This is a genomic window from Streptomyces sp. bgisy159, assembly GCF_965341775.1.
In the GTDB taxonomy this organism is placed as follows: domain Bacteria; phylum Actinomycetota; class Actinomycetes; order Streptomycetales; family Streptomycetaceae; genus Streptomyces.
The window spans coordinates 210,520-223,832 of sequence record NZ_CBDQZH010000002.1 but is presented as its reverse complement, the minus strand read 5'-3'; the positions used below and the strand labels follow the sequence as shown (position 1 = coordinate 223,832).

General features: G+C 69.7%; 10 protein-coding genes and 3 pseudogenes. 8 read left to right on the top strand and 5 right to left on the bottom strand.

Annotated elements, in window-relative coordinates; all coding sequences use genetic code 11:
- Positions 1–77: 77 nt before the first annotated feature.
- Both ACSLTV_RS03080 and ACSLTV_RS03075 read left to right on the top strand, forming a co-directional pair.
- The gene (locus ACSLTV_RS03080; protein WP_432155438.1) at positions 78–947 is read left to right on the top strand and encodes a helix-turn-helix transcriptional regulator; all 870 of its coding nucleotides are present in this window, start codon (positions 78–80) and stop codon (positions 945–947) included.
- Between the two features lie 16 nt (positions 948–963).
- Positions 964–1,110 (top strand): annotated as a pseudogene (locus ACSLTV_RS03075) (IS5/IS1182 family transposase); the annotation flags it as partial.
- A gap of 8 nt (positions 1,111–1,118) precedes the next feature.
- Here ACSLTV_RS03075 and ACSLTV_RS03070 read toward each other — a convergent pair.
- Complete coding sequence (locus ACSLTV_RS03070; protein ID WP_435611576.1) at positions 1,119–2,573, bottom strand: CPBP family glutamic-type intramembrane protease; 1,455 nt, start codon at positions 2,571–2,573, stop codon at positions 1,119–1,121.
- Between the two features lie 374 nt (positions 2,574–2,947).
- Between ACSLTV_RS03070 and ACSLTV_RS03065 the strand changes: the two genes are divergently transcribed.
- Together ACSLTV_RS03065 and ACSLTV_RS03060 are read left to right on the top strand one after the other, a co-directional pair.
- On the top strand, positions 2,948–5,053 hold the full coding sequence (locus tag ACSLTV_RS03065; protein WP_435611575.1) for an RHS repeat-associated core domain-containing protein: 2,106 nt from the start codon (positions 2,948–2,950) through the stop codon (positions 5,051–5,053).
- A 111-nt stretch (positions 5,054–5,164) separates the two neighbouring features.
- Positions 5,165–5,830, top strand: coding sequence for a DUF4241 domain-containing protein (locus ACSLTV_RS03060; RefSeq protein WP_435611574.1), 666 nt, complete (start codon positions 5,165–5,167; stop codon positions 5,828–5,830).
- A 193-nt stretch (positions 5,831–6,023) separates the two neighbouring features.
- Here the strand turns inward: ACSLTV_RS03060 and ACSLTV_RS03055 are convergent.
- Both ACSLTV_RS03055 and ACSLTV_RS03050 read right to left on the bottom strand, forming a co-directional pair.
- A pseudogene (locus ACSLTV_RS03055) lies at positions 6,024–6,317 on the bottom strand (transposase); the annotation flags it as partial.
- On the bottom strand, positions 6,283–8,286 hold the full coding sequence (locus ACSLTV_RS03050; RefSeq protein ID WP_435611573.1) for an ATP-binding protein: 2,004 nt from the start codon (positions 8,284–8,286) through the stop codon (positions 6,283–6,285). The pseudogene ACSLTV_RS03055 and the gene ACSLTV_RS03050, both read right to left, overlap by 35 nt.
- A 259-nt stretch (positions 8,287–8,545) precedes the next feature.
- On the opposite strand from ACSLTV_RS03050, the gene ACSLTV_RS03045 reads away from it, so the two are divergent.
- Positions 8,546–9,793, top strand: coding sequence for a hypothetical protein (locus ACSLTV_RS03045; protein WP_435611572.1), 1,248 nt, complete (start codon positions 8,546–8,548; stop codon positions 9,791–9,793).
- A 9-nt stretch (positions 9,794–9,802) separates the two neighbouring features.
- Here the strand turns inward: ACSLTV_RS03045 and ACSLTV_RS03040 are convergent, their stop codons facing one another.
- Positions 9,803–10,516 carry a hypothetical protein gene (locus ACSLTV_RS03040; protein WP_435611571.1) on the bottom strand — a complete coding sequence of 238 codons (714 nt, stop codon included), beginning with the start codon at positions 10,514–10,516 and terminating at the stop codon, positions 9,803–9,805.
- Positions 10,517–10,810: 294 nt separating this feature from the next.
- Between ACSLTV_RS03040 and ACSLTV_RS03035 the strand changes: the two are divergent.
- From ACSLTV_RS03035 to ACSLTV_RS03025, 3 genes and pseudogenes are all read left to right on the top strand, one after another.
- Positions 10,811–10,912 (top strand): annotated as a pseudogene (locus tag ACSLTV_RS03035) (transcriptional regulator); the annotation flags it as partial.
- Positions 10,909–11,088, top strand: coding sequence for a DUF397 domain-containing protein (locus tag ACSLTV_RS03030; protein ID WP_435611570.1), 180 nt, complete (start codon positions 10,909–10,911; stop codon positions 11,086–11,088). The pseudogene ACSLTV_RS03035 and the gene ACSLTV_RS03030, both read left to right, overlap by 4 nt.
- Positions 11,085–11,837, top strand: coding sequence for a hypothetical protein (locus tag ACSLTV_RS03025; protein ID WP_435611569.1), 753 nt, complete (start codon positions 11,085–11,087; stop codon positions 11,835–11,837). Before ACSLTV_RS03030 ends, ACSLTV_RS03025 begins: the two co-directional genes overlap by 4 nt.
- Positions 11,838–11,847: 10 nt before the next feature.
- On the opposite strand, the gene ACSLTV_RS03020 is transcribed toward ACSLTV_RS03025, so the two are convergent.
- Complete coding sequence (locus tag ACSLTV_RS03020) at positions 11,848–13,257, bottom strand: carbohydrate-binding protein (RefSeq protein WP_435611568.1); 1,410 nt, start codon at positions 13,255–13,257, stop codon at positions 11,848–11,850.
- Between the last annotated feature and the right edge of the window lie 56 nt (positions 13,258–13,313).

The following is a 13,313-nucleotide window of genomic DNA, read 5'->3' as shown; positions in this document are numbered from 1 at the left end:
GTCACCAGGGTGGTTGCTGCCGGCCGGCGCAACCAGGGGATCTCATCCCCTGTGTCCGTGCCCCGGCCGAACGCAGAATGGACAGCATGGGTGCTGCGAAATACACCGAGCTGGGATCCTTCCTGCGTTCGCGGCGCGAACGCATCCTCCCGGCCGAGGTGGGCCTCCCCACCGGGCCCCGCCGCCGGGTCCCCGGTCTGCGGCGTGAGGAGGTCGCCCAGCTCGCCGGGGTGTCGGTGGACTACTACAACGAGCTGGAGCGCGGAGCCGGATCCCAGCCGTCGGAGCAGATGATCGCCGCCCTGGCCAGGGCGCTCCGGCTCAGCGCCGACGAACGCGACCACCTCTACCACCTGGCCGACCGCCCGGTGCCCGTGCACGGCGGGGCCGCCTCCCATGTCCACCCCGGCATGCTCGACCTCCTCCAACGCCTCACCTCGACACCGGCGCAGGTCATCACCGACCTGCACGTCACCCTCGTGCAGAATCCCCTCGCGGTGGCCCTGCTCGGAGACCAGTCCGGCTTCCGGGGCGTCCGGGCCAGCTTCATCCACCGCTGGTTCACCGAACCCGAAGCCCGGCGGCTCTACCCCGAAGCCGACCACGAGGCACAGTCCCGCGCCTTCGTCGCCGATCTGCGGGCAGCCGCCGCCAGGCGGGACGCGAAGGACGTCGAGGCCGGCTCGATGATCAGAGGGCTGCTCGACGCCTCCTCGGAGTTCGCCGCACTGTGGGCCCGCCACGACGTGGCGTTCCGGCGAGACGACCGGAAGCGCCTCAACCACCCCTCGCTCGGACTGGTCGAGGTCAACTGCCTCAACCTCTTCAGCGAGGACGGCCGGCAACGACTGCTCTGGTTCACCCCGGCCGTGGGCACGGACAGCGCCGGCCTGCTCGACCTGCTCACGGTCATCGGCACCCAGGACATCGCCGACTCGACTCGCTGAAGGGCTCGGCCCGGCCGTGCGCCTCGGCTCCGCCGGACCGCGTCGGCCCCGCCCGCAGCCCGGAACCCGACGGCGGCACCTGAGTACCGGCCGCCAAGCCCTGCCCGCCCTCACCCACGTGCACAACGGCCACCCGTACCCCGGACTCGCCGCCGGGCCCGGACGACGACGTCACTGCGACTCACCCGCCGGGCCGGGAGAGGAGTCCGGCGCGTGGTGCGGCTCGGCGTCGGACGGCGCCGCGGCGGACCCGGGCGGCCCGGCGGCCGGCCCGGGCGGCATCCCCGCCTCTGCGGCAGGCAGCGGTGACACCCCCGGAGGCACCGGCGCCTCTGCGGCCGATACTGGCGACGACACCCCCGGAGGCACCGGCGCCTCTGCGGCCGATACTGGCGACGACACCCCCGGAGGCACCGGCGCCCCTGCGGCAGACACAGACGGCCCGGCAGTAGCCCCCGGCGCCGGAGGAACCGGAGGCACCGGCCACGGCCCCGGGGCACCAGACCACCCAGCGGGCGCCCCCGACCACCCAGCGGGCGGCGCGGGCCACCCCACCGAGGCCGCGCCCCAACCCCCCGGTACCGCACCCTGACCTCCCGGCACCGCATGCCACGCCCCCGGCCACACCCCTGGCGCCCCCGGCCACGGCAGCGGCGGCTCGGGCCACCGCGCCTGGACGATCGGCTCGGCGGTCCGCCGGGGCCGGCGGCGACGGGCCCAGAGCAGGATGAGAGCCGTGTAGACGGCCATGGACACGACGTCGATGACGAAGAACTGCCACGGCATGTCCGCCGCCGTCTCGTCCGACGCCAACCCGTCCGTCACGGTGGCCCCGAGCGCGAAGAACGACAGGTTGTTCAGTGCGTGCAGCGCCACCGCCGCCTCAAGTCCTCCGGTGCGGACCGCCAGCCACCCGGCCACCATCCCGAACAGCAGCAGATCGATGAACCCCCAGACCGTCCCCCACCCGTGGGCCGCCGCGAAGAGGGCCGCCTGCGGCACCAACGCCCACCAGTACGACCGGAAGAAGGCACCGACCGACTGGAGCAGCCAACCCCGGAAGAGGTACTCCTCGGCAGCGGCCTGCAACGGCACCATGACGGCGAGCACGGCCAGCGAGAACAGATAGAACCGCCACCCGACCCATTCCGACGGGGCCGACGACGACGTGTCCTGCTCCTCGCCGGAGACGAGGAAAGATCCCACGACCAACAACAACACCGGTGCCACGGCCACCACCAGACACCGCGCCAGCCACCCCCACCGCAGCCCCCCGCTGACGGACGACACCGTGCCCGCCGGGCGTCGGCCCAGCCACAGCACTGTCAGCAGGACGACGGGCAGAGCGACGGCTATCGCCGCCAGGTCCAGCACCGTTCCCTGGAGCGGGCTGAAGTCGACACCCCCGTCGTCGAGTTCGGGCATCCCGGTCACGAAGCCGAAGACCTCGCTCGCCCCGTACAGCACGACACCGGCCACCAGCCAGGCGACCACCGCCACCAGCGTGCCGACCAGCGGACGCCACCAGCGGTGCCGCCCCGTCACATGGCCCAGGCGATGATACGGAAGAGGGGCGGGCCGAGGGGCCTCAGCCGACTGGACCCCGAACTCCGGTGCGATCGTCATGGCACAAGAGTGCCGCCTGATCGATACCCCCGGCGACCTCCGTGATCGTCTTCACCCCGCCGATCCGGGCCCCGCTCCCCACTGCGTCACTCCGCGACAGCACCTTCTGCGAACCTCGCCAGCCGGGCACCGCCACCCTCCCCGCATGAACCGCACCCCGACGGACACCCCGAACCCGGCACGACAGTGTTGACGACCGGCATAGAGGCACCCCACGGCCGGCGGCGAGAGTCCTTGCCTCCGCGCAATCGCCGGAACGGGGAGGAGCAGTCGGCGGGGCCGGCAGCATTCCAGCGGTCGTGCGGCACAGCTCAGTGAGGCAGCGCGATGCCGAAGGCGTCGCGTAGGGCGCGACGACGTCGTCGACGGCGTACGTGTACGACAAGGCATCCCGTCTGACCGGGAAGACCACGACCGGCACGGCCGGTTCGGGCACCCAGTCCTACGGCTACGACCGGACGGGCCGCCTGACCAGTTGGACCGGCGTCGACGGCACCGTGACGTCCTACGGCTGGGACGCGGCGGGCAACCGCACGAGTGCGGGAGACGTCACCGCCGTCTACGACGAGCGCAACCGGCTGCTGTCGGCCGGGAACGTGACGTACACGTACTCGGCGCGCGGCACCCGCACCGGCAGCACGGACACGAGCGGTACGCACACCGCGGCCTTCGACGCGTTCGGCCGGATGGTCTCGGCGGACGGCACGGCCTACGCCTACGACGCGCTGGGCCGCCTGGTCCAGCAGGGCGCTGACCGGCTGACGTACGCCGACCAGTCGAACAACCCGGTCGCTACGGCGGCGGGGCTGGTCTTCAGGGACCCGGCCGGTGAGGCGGTGTCGAGCGCGGCGACGGACGGTACGAACGCCCGCGCGCTGCTCTCTGACATGCACGGTGACGTGACGGGCGCGATCGACGCGGCGACGGGTGAACTCGGCGCCTCGACGTCGTACTCCCCCTTCGGCGAGATCACCGCCCGGTCCGGCGCGGCCGGCCCCCTGGGCTACCAGGGCGAGTACACCGACCCGTCCACGGGCCAGGTCAACATGCACGCCCGCTGGTACGACCCGGCGACGGGCGGGTTCTCGTCCCGGGACTCCTGGACGCTGAACCCGGTTCCGTCGATCAATGCGAATCGGTATGGGTACGGCGGTGGTGATCCGTTGGCGAACACGGACCCGAGCGGTCATTCGACCATCGGCAGCTTGATCAGCCGAGGTACCCAACTCGCAGAGGAAGCGGCAAACAAGGGCGCCGAGGTGGTCAAGGCTGGAGGCCGCTGGGTCTACAAACATCCCGGCAGGGCGCTGCGTATCGGCGGCAGCAGGGTGTTCGGAGGGTGGATCGGCTGGGCGTTTGAGTCCCGCACCCACGAAGTCTCGCGGGAATCAATCTGCCGTACCATGCCGTGGTTCTCGGAGTGCGTCGCACCGCTCCCACCATCACAGCGCACTCCCGTTCCTCCCGGTCATCCTCGGCCGAGCCAAGGAGACGGCAAAAGTTATCTCGTCAAGACTGGCCACGGAGCTGGAGCTGGAGCTGGTGCCGGAAACGGCCCATGTATCTTCTGCTGTGGTGGCGGAGGGGGCGGCGGCGGAACCGGCGTCGGGGCTGGCCCGTGCGTGTCCCATTGTCACAACGAGGGACCGCCGCCCCCGCTGGACTGGGATGACCTCCTCGGGAAGGCACTTGGCACCAAGGTTGATCATCCGGTCACGGGCAGGGAGACCGATGACGAGGTCTCCGAGTTCGTCGACGACTCCTTCATCCGGGCGCAGAAGGACTTGGAGCTCTCGGAGAAGGAACTCCTCAGGTACTTCAAGAACTTCCCTCGCTTGGATGATCAGAACGGGCTGAGCGAGGAATTCAGGAATTTCCTGGCCGCATGGAATAACCAGCCGAGTAACTGCATGATGGGTGAGGGAAAGTCCTGGGTTTACTACCACCCGCTGGATCGGGGACGAGCCACGGGCGTAACTGCATGCCTGAGCGCGGATGCGGTCGACTACCGGGGTCGCGGAAAGAAGGCAGACCCGAATAAAGACACGGATATCATGGGTGGCGACACCACCCGGGGTCGTGGCACGGATCGCAGTAACCCGGCAGGATGGCAATATCTCGACGGGCAGCGCGATTGGGCGCGCGGTCATCTGCTGGGGCGGCAACTGGGAGGCAATGGTCGAGATCGACGCAACTTGGTGAAGCTGTACAACAAAGCTAATTCGGTAATCATGGAAGATCATGAGTCGATCGTGCGAGGGAGACTCGATGCAGGCGAGCGGGTGTTCTATGCGTCAATTCCGATGTACGAGGGAAGCAACCCTGTGCCTGACACTGTCGAGCTGTACGCATTCGGAAGCAGAGGCAGCTTTTCGCACTGGACGGTGTACAACACCCCTGACGGGCTTCCGCCGAACCAGGACGTGGCAGGGCGAGTTTTGAGCATCTGCATGCGCGGAGTCGGAGTGCGGCAACGCTGAGCTGCTGCGTGCCCCACCTCATCGGTAGCAGGTGTGCCGGGTGACGGTGCTTACGTGCATCCATGAGTCTTCGTCTACAGTCTGGTTACTGCTGCCGACCTGGACTACGTCATGCCTCTCAATCCATCGGACTTCACTGCACTGTTCGCAGATCAGCACCGCTGCACCCTCCTGGGGGGTCGACCTGCCACCATAAGCTTGAGTAAGCCCGTGGACCTTGCGCTACCCACTGGGCAGGTCGTGGTCGGCGATCCCTTTACCGGACTCGGCCCCTTCGCGCCCCGTCCGTTCACTGCCGCAGTCTGCCCTGGCAGATATCCGGTCACCTTGGCGGTCGCTTCTTTCGGCAACGATGGCACCCCGGCTCAAGTGGCGGCCGCCGCTCGACTGTCCGTCAGTGGCGCTCCAGTAACTCGATGGGAACTTGCGCTCAATGAAAACCAGAATATCGAGGAACTCGGCGATCATGAATTTTTTGGTTACGAGACCGACTATGGGGACGTATGCTTCGTCGACGCATCTGCCGTCTCCGCACTGGCTGATCACGAGGAATGGCTCGTCGAGGCTCTCGCTGCCTATGCGGCGGCAAGTTTCGGTCTGCCTCCCGTAAAGGCGGTCGGATCGGACGGAGAAGAGATAGTGGCGTTTACCACTGGCCGTGGATACGGCTTCTACCCAACCTGGGTCGGCCGTACCAGCAGCGGTGATGTCGCATGCTTTGTTACCGACTTTCTCGTTCTCGAGGAGCCGGAACTTACTGACAGCGGGTCATCGTAAATCTCGACTTTGGTTCGCCCCCATCGTTGGAAGCGGACTAAACTTAGCCTCGATCTTGTGGCTTTTTCTGCAGGTGGGCAGGTTGGTGGCCCGGCTGATGCCTCTATGGATGTCAAGCGGCTGGTAGCTGGTGTCACCGGTCACGTCCGCTGGAGTGGTGTATCGACGGCCACTCGGTGATCTCGTTCTGAGGCTATGCGGTGAGTTTGGTGGGCAGGGCGGTGTCGTCGTCGGTTTCTGACTCGATCGGGTGGAGGAAGGCATTGGCGAGGAGTTCGCGGCCCATGTAGCGGCGGGCCTCGGTCCACTCGTCGTTCTGCTCGGCCAGGACCGCCCCGACGAGCCGGATGACGGCGGTGCGGTCGGGGAAGATGCCGACCACGTCGGTGCGGCGCCGGATTTCCTTGTTCAGCCGTTCCTGCGGGTTGTCCGACCAGATCTGCCGCCAGATCTCACGCGGGAAGGCCGTGAAGGCCAGCAGGTCTTCCATTGGCGCTCCGCGCCGACGGAATCACCCCGCCGGAGACGAGTTCGCCGACCGCGTCGGCGTGTTCGCGGACCAGGTAGTCCATGGCGTGCTCCGTCGAGGACTGGTATTCGAGCTGCTCGCCGTAGAAGCGCAGGCGTTCCTGGCAGTCCTCGATGATCTCGCCCCAGGTGCGGACCCAGATGCGGAACCGGGGCTGGAGGAGTGCGCAGCCGGGCATGCGGTCGTGCTGGTGGGCGAGTTGGCGGAGGCCTCCGTCCATGCTGTTGCCGACCAGCCAGAAATCCCAGGTCACGGGTGCGTCCCGGAACCGGTCGGCGGTCACCACGGCTTGGGCGTAGCTGTTGAGCTGCCCGAAGTCGGTCATGGTCAGGACGGTGCTCGGTCGCTTCAGTTCAACGACGAGGTGGTGCCGTTCGCCCTTCCCGCGCCGGGCCGCCTGAGAGAGCATGAGGTCGACGCGGCCTCGGCGGCCGTCGTCCATCAGCACGGACTCGGTCGGTACGAGGTCCTCGCGGCCGAGAAGCCGGCAGTGCTGCCGCAGTACCTCGTCCAGGCTGCGGTCGCTCACATGCAGCCCGTACTCCTCACCGAACACCCAGCATTCCTTCTCCAGGATGCGGTGCAGTTCGCCGTGCTCCTTCACACGCTTGCGTGATTCGCTCTCGAAGACGAGGTGTTCCAGGGCTGCGAGGAAATCCAGCCGATTGGTGGCCGCCGCTGATGCCCTGACCAGAGCCGTGAGCGGCGTACGGTCGAGGAGACGGGCCAACTCCTCCTGTTCCTGCCTGGAGAGGGTGAAGAGTTCCTCGGCGATCCGCAGGACATCCCCCGGCTCGTGCGCGATGACCGATCTGAGGAGGGCGAAGGTGGTTCTGCGGGCGCGCGTGTACCTGGGGAGATGTCGTACGACGGTGGTGGCCACGGCGTCGAACGTCTCGCGTTCGGCGCGCTCACGTTCGTCGGCGGGTTCACCGGCGTACGGGTAGATCCCTTCCTTCCGCCACTCGCCGACCTGCTCCCGTCGGCGCTGGTCCACCCGGGACCGGAAGTGGCCTCTGAGGTGCTCCCGTGCCGCGGCGACGACTTCGGCGGGGACACCGTCGGGGGCCCATTCGGCGAACGCCAGCTCGTCGGCGTCGAGTTCATCGAACCCGGACCACTGAAGGTGTGCGGTGAACTCGAAGCCAGGAGCCTGGATACCTGGCTTCAGCTGGACCCGTGACATTCCCTCCCCGTCGCACAGGAAGAGCGCACGGGTCACCGGCTTGCGCCACTCGATGACCTTGAGGTGTGCGGGCTCGCCGTCCCAGCCATCGCCGCCTGGCAAGGGGTAGTTGCGTACGAGAAGTTGCTCCGAGGATGGATCTAGGTCGCGGCCGTCGTAATCGATGTGGACATCCGGGTATTTCTCCAGGTAGGTGGCGAAAGCCGCGGTCAGTGAGGATCTGGTGCGCTCTTCCGCGAGCACGTCCAGTTGTGCGCTGCCGAACGCCTCGAAGAGAGTGCCGGTGTCGGCGCAGGTGGGCTCCGGTTCGCCGATGTCGAACTCGTCCATGGAGTGGCGGTCGGACTCGACCACCAGCCGCTCATGTCCGGTCGTTCCTTCGCTCACGCTGGTCCAGCGCACCTCGACACCGAGCGCAAAGGCTCGCACCCGGCCGCGTCCGTTCTTGCCGTGCAGGGCCCGCTTCTTCACCGGGCTCTCGCGAGCGCTCTTCTTCCAGGAAGCCCCGATGGGGCGGAAGTACTCCGCGCACTGCTCGGCGGACATACCGCTGCCGTCGTCCTCCACCCGGACCCGCTCCACCCCGCCGAGGTCGTTGCGCTCCAACTCGACGGCGACCCGAGAAGCGTCGGCGTCCAGGGCGTTCCAGATCAGTTCCTCGATCGCCCCGACAGGGTCGCGCAGCCGAGCCAGCTCGGCGACATGCTCCCGGCTGGTCTCCAGCCGTACCTTGACTATCACGGGCCCTTCCGTTGCGCGTCCTCCGGGTCGGAGTGGCCAGTGTGCCTGTTCGGGTCGTCCGATGTGCCGCACGACCTTTGAAATCACCCGAAGCGGTCGTCCGCCTCGGGGCTGGGGCACCCGTACCGGTTCGATCACGGGTTTCGTACGATCCTGCACAGCTCTGTGAATTGCCTGTGGTGACGCGAACAATGCCGTTCGGCGATCTTGAATGGCTGTCGTCTTCGTATTGTCCGCCCTATCCCATGTGAGCGCTTCCGTGAGCACCGTCCCCCCTCCCGAGAACCCCGGTGAGAATTCCGCTGAGTCCTCCTTCTCCGACGAGCAGTTGGAGGCGTTCATGCGTGAGGCGGCGGAGGGCGGTGGCGCGGGTGCGCCGAAGGAGCCGTCCGCGCGGGCTCGGATGGTGGCTCGGCGGTTGCGGGAGCAGGACGAGGCGGCCGTGCGTGAGCAGGGCCGGCGGCGGCGCTGGGGACGGAAGCGGAAGCCGGAGCCGGAGGCGTGGACGCCGCCGGGGTGGCGGACCGGGCCGGCGTGGCAGGAGATGAACGGGCGGGCCGGGCGGCGGCGCACGGTGCGGTCCGTGGTGTGGGTCGTGCTGGCCGTGGCGCTGGCGGTGGTCGCCGTGAAGCCGTCGCTGGTGCTGGACCGGATACCGGGGCGGGCCTCGGGCTCGCCGGAGGCGGCCGTGTCGGCGTCGCCGCTGCCCGCCGAGACGGCGCTGCCGACCGCCGCGCCGGGTGAGGTGACGCAGGCCGGACTGCCGACACGGGAGCATCCGTTCCTGGGTTCCCCCGCCCTGCAGTGGGCCGACGGCGCCGGTGCCATCGAGCTGCCGGACGCCAAGGCGGTCCCGGGGCTGAGCAAGGATCAGGTGGCGCTGGCGCTGCGCCGCACCAAGGAGTTCCTGGTCGCCGCGAACCTCGATCCCGCCGTGCTGCGGGGCGAGCAGCCCGAGAAGGCGCTGGGCCTGTTCGATCCGAAGCAGCAGAGTCTCCTGTCCGAGGTGCGGCGGTCGCTGCGCGAGCCGACCCGCGAGAACGAACCCGTCGAGTTCTTCAGCCGCTTCAACCCCGATGAGGTCGTCCTCGTCGGTGACGTGGTCAAGGTGCGCGGGCACATGACGTTCGAGCCGGGGCGGCGTGGCGAGGTCCGGGTGCACGCCGACTACACCTTCGTCTATCCGCTGGCGCGGGCGCACGGCGACGGTGACGTGGTGACCCGGACCATCATCCGGCGGTACCTCACGGTGACCATGGCGGACCCGGCGCGGCTGCGGGCCACCGAGGGCAAGCTCTGGATGGAGGCGTGGGACGCCAGTTACGGCAACGACGAGTGCGGTGTCGACGACGGCTACTTCCACCCCTCCTTCCCAGACGCCGGGCCGACCGGTGCACCGCCCACCGGCGAGGCCGCTGACCCGTACGACCGCAGCCGCGATCTCCTGACCGACGGGGCCGGGGACGGGGCAGAGGAGGAGTCGTGCGGCGTGGTCAGCCGCGTCTGACCGGAGCGCTCACCGCCGGGCGACGGCGTCGAGGATCGCCTCGGCCTGCTCGGTCCATGAGGCGGTGGCGGTGACCTCGGTGCCGACCTGGAGGCGTTCGAGCAGCGTGGCCCAGGCTTCGCCGCGCGCTCGGATCCGCTGTTGGCCGGGGAGGTCGGGCTCGTCCGCGTTGCGCCACTTGAGGGCGATGCGGCCGCCGGTCCTGACGTAGGGCTTGGTCTCGTCCCGCAGTTGGGTCAGAAGCGCCTCGACCTCGACACGGTGGCCGATCTCGACGCGAGTGGTCAGGGCGCCGGGCCTGTCCTCGAAGGTGTGGTCCGCGAACGCCGTGATCTCCGGTACGAGGGCTTCCACCCGAGCCCATTCCTGCTCGCTCCACGGGCCCAGGCCCACGGTGGAACGGAGGACGTGCAGCTCCCTGGCACGGATCGCCGCCTCTATCGCCTCGCACACCGTGAACCACGGCAGGTGCGCGCGGAAGCCCGTCCCGCCCCCCACCCGCAGAATGCGGTCGCCGCGCAGGAAGAGGTCGAGGGAGCGCAGCTCGTCCTCCCCGCCCGCGTAGGAGAAGTCCGCGCTGATGACGTCCGCCAGCGGGTACCGGCGTGCGCGCAGGCCCGGGACCGGTACCCACCGCCGCACCACCGTCACGTGGCGACCGTCGAAATCCACCCGCCACCACAGCCCGGCTGCCCGCACGCGTCGTCCGCCCGTTCTTCTCATGTTCCGGTTCTGCCCTTCTTCTGCCCGTTCTTGCGCGGGGGGGGGCGGGTCCTTCTCCTCCCGTGGTTCTTTGAGGGGGCCACCCTCACCTCGCCTACCTTGAGCAGTGACGACGTCGTTGCGTACGGTGACCGCCCAGTCGTTGGCCGGCCGTGTCGGCGCGGTCGGGCGGGGCGTACGGGGAGGCGTCGCTGCCGGGGCAGCCGTACGACGGAGGGGTGTGCGGGGATGGCGACGGACGTTCAGGTGGTGACCGGGGCGGACGGACCGGGGTGGGTGGTCACGGAGCCGAGGCGACCGCGCATCCTGGAACTGCGGTACGGCACGATCCGGGCGCAGGCTCTCCCCCCACGGGAGTCGCTGGAGTTCATCGAGAGAGTGCGGGGAGAGGCATGATCCGGGTCAAGAGCGGCTACAGCAGCGGCACCGACGGCGAGTCATGCGTCGAGATGGCCACCACCCCCGGCACCATCCACATCCGCGACTCCAAGTACCGCGACCAGAGCCCCCGGCTCGCGCTCGCGCCGGTGGTTTGGGCGGAGTTCGTGCAGGGCGTGATCATGGAGGGGTGAAGACAACTCTCGCTCGTAGCCTCGCCCTCACCGCTCTGCTCGGCCTCGGCGCCCTCGGGTGCGGTTCCTCCTCCGGGTCCGGGGTGAGCTGGCCGCCGACCGCGTCGGAGAGCCCGACCGCCACCGAGACGGCCGCCCCGACCGGTACCGGCGGCGGCTCCGCCGAGTTGCTGATCGGGCAGGTCAACGACACGATGCGCAGCCTCGCGTTCACCGGCATCGGGAACTCCACCGCCTTCGACGGCGGCACCACGCAGGTGGCGTGGAACCCGGACCAGGGGCTGCGGATCTCGTACTCCGCCACGGCCGACGGCGGCAAGGACATGTACTGCAAGGACGGGGTGACGTACACCAGCGCCCCGCTGCTGAAGCAGGGCCTGGCCGGCAAGGGCATAGAGATCAGCGTGCCCGACCGGCTCGCCGACGTGTACGTGGTCACCGAGGCCGACGGCCGGGACTGTTCCATGTACTTCGTGCTGCCGGGCAGCGGGACCTTCGCGCCCGAGAAGGACACCACGGTGAACGGGGTCCGGGCGCGGGCCGTCGTCGCCTCCTCGGGGCCCACCTCGGACACGTACTACATCAGCGTCGACGACCCGGCCCGGCTGCTCAAACTGGTGTCGGTGCGCGACGGGCGGACCAGCTCCACGACCTACTCAGGCTTCGGGCAGAAGCAGGACATCACGTTCCCGAGCCCGGAACGCACCATGACCATGGACGAGTTCCGGGCTCAGGTCGACGCGGGATGAGCCGGGTGCGTCAGAGGCGCTGCCAGAGGGCGGGGACGTTCGGGGGCTCCCAGCCGGGCTGGGCCTGGTGGCCCTGGAGGCAGCGGTAGGCGGCGCCGCCGTAGGTGACCTGGTCGCCCGCCCGGTAGACGGTGCCGGCCGCCCAGGTGCCGCCGGGCTCGCCGGGATCTCCCGGGTCACCGGGGTCGCCCGGGGCGCCGCCCGTGGTGCGCAGGGTCAGGCCGTACGTCTGGAGCAGCGGGTTGATCGGCTGGAAGAACGTCGTGCCGCCGCTGGAGCAGTTGCCCGAGCCGCCCGAGGTGACGCCCTGGGCCTGGCTGCCGGAGATGAACGAGCCGCCGGAGTCGCCGGGTTCGGCGCAGACGGTGGTGCGGGTGACGCCGGAGATCGTGCCCTCGGGGTAGGTGACGCTGGTGTTGTGCTGCTGGATCGTGCCGCAGTGCCAGCCGGTGGTGGAGCCCGAGCGGCACACCGACGCGCCGACGGGCGCCTGCGCCGACCCGGTCACCTGGACCTGCGTCCCGCCCGCGCCCTTGACGTACGGCGTCGCCGTCCAGCTGGAGTTGACCGCGACCCAGGCCATGTCGTTGCCGGGGAAGACCGACGCCTGGAAGGTGCCCTGGGCGACCTGGTTGTAGCCGCTGGTCGAGGAGCCCGCGCGGCCGCAGTGGCCGGCGGTGGCGAAGCCGTGCTGGGAGCCCCGGGTGACGGGGAAGCCGATCGAGCAGCGGCTGCTGTTGCCGATGTAGTACGCCTCGCCGCCGCGCAGGTCGTACAGCGGGCGCGGGCGTTCGGCCGACTTCACGGTGCGGGTGAGGGCCGGGTCCACCCCGGCGGCGGCGGTCAGGGCACGGGCGGCGTCCGGTCGTATCGCCTCCATCACGACCCTGTTGGAGCGGACGTCGACGTACCGGACGGGCACGTCGGCGGTGGTGCGGCGGGCGGCCGCCGCCCGGTCCAGGCGTTCCTTCGCCGCGTCCAGGTCGGCCAGGGAGTGGCGTACGACCAGCGGCTCGGCGCCGGTCGCGCGGATGGCCGGGGCGTCCGCCGGGTCGGTCGTCGCCACGGTCAGGGTCCGGGACTCGCGGCCGGAGACCCAGGCGCCCGCGTAGTCCGCGCCGAGGGCGGACCGCAGGGTGCCTGCCCGGGCGCCCGCCGCGGCCTCGTTGGCCAGGCGGCGTTCGGCCTGCTGCCGGTCGGTGAGGCCGAGGTCGCGTTGCATGGCGGTGAGCACGGCGGCGGACGTGTCGGCGGTGCGGAGGGTGTCGGCGGCCGTTGCCGCGGCCACGGCCGCCGTGTCCGCCGCGTCCGCCGTGGGTCCGGCCGGCCGCGCGCTCGCGGAGCCGCTGAGCCCGGCCACGAGCAGTGCGGCCGTCGCCGCGGCGACGCTGCCCGCGGCTCTCCTGTGCCTGTGGAGCATGGGGAACTCCTCGGTGTCGGAAGGTGTCGCATCGATCGGTGGGGAAGCTCCGACAC

Coding starts and splice junctions, on each gene's coding strand:
- ACSLTV_RS03080 (WP_432155438.1), top strand. CDS start 78: ATGGACAGCATGGGTGCTGCGAAATACACCGAGCTGGGATCCTTCCTG.
- ACSLTV_RS03070 (WP_435611576.1), bottom strand. CDS start 2,573: ATGACGATCGCACCGGAGTTCGGGGTCCAGTCGGCTGAGGCCCCTCGG.
- ACSLTV_RS03060 (WP_435611574.1), top strand. CDS start 5,165: ATGCCTCTCAATCCATCGGACTTCACTGCACTGTTCGCAGATCAGCAC.
- ACSLTV_RS03040 (WP_435611571.1), bottom strand. CDS start 10,516: ATGAGAAGAACGGGCGGACGACGCGTGCGGGCAGCCGGGCTGTGGTGG.
- ACSLTV_RS03030 (WP_435611570.1), top strand. CDS start 10,909: ATGATCCGGGTCAAGAGCGGCTACAGCAGCGGCACCGACGGCGAGTCA.
- ACSLTV_RS03020 (WP_435611568.1), bottom strand. CDS start 13,257: ATGCTCCACAGGCACAGGAGAGCCGCGGGCAGCGTCGCCGCGGCGACG.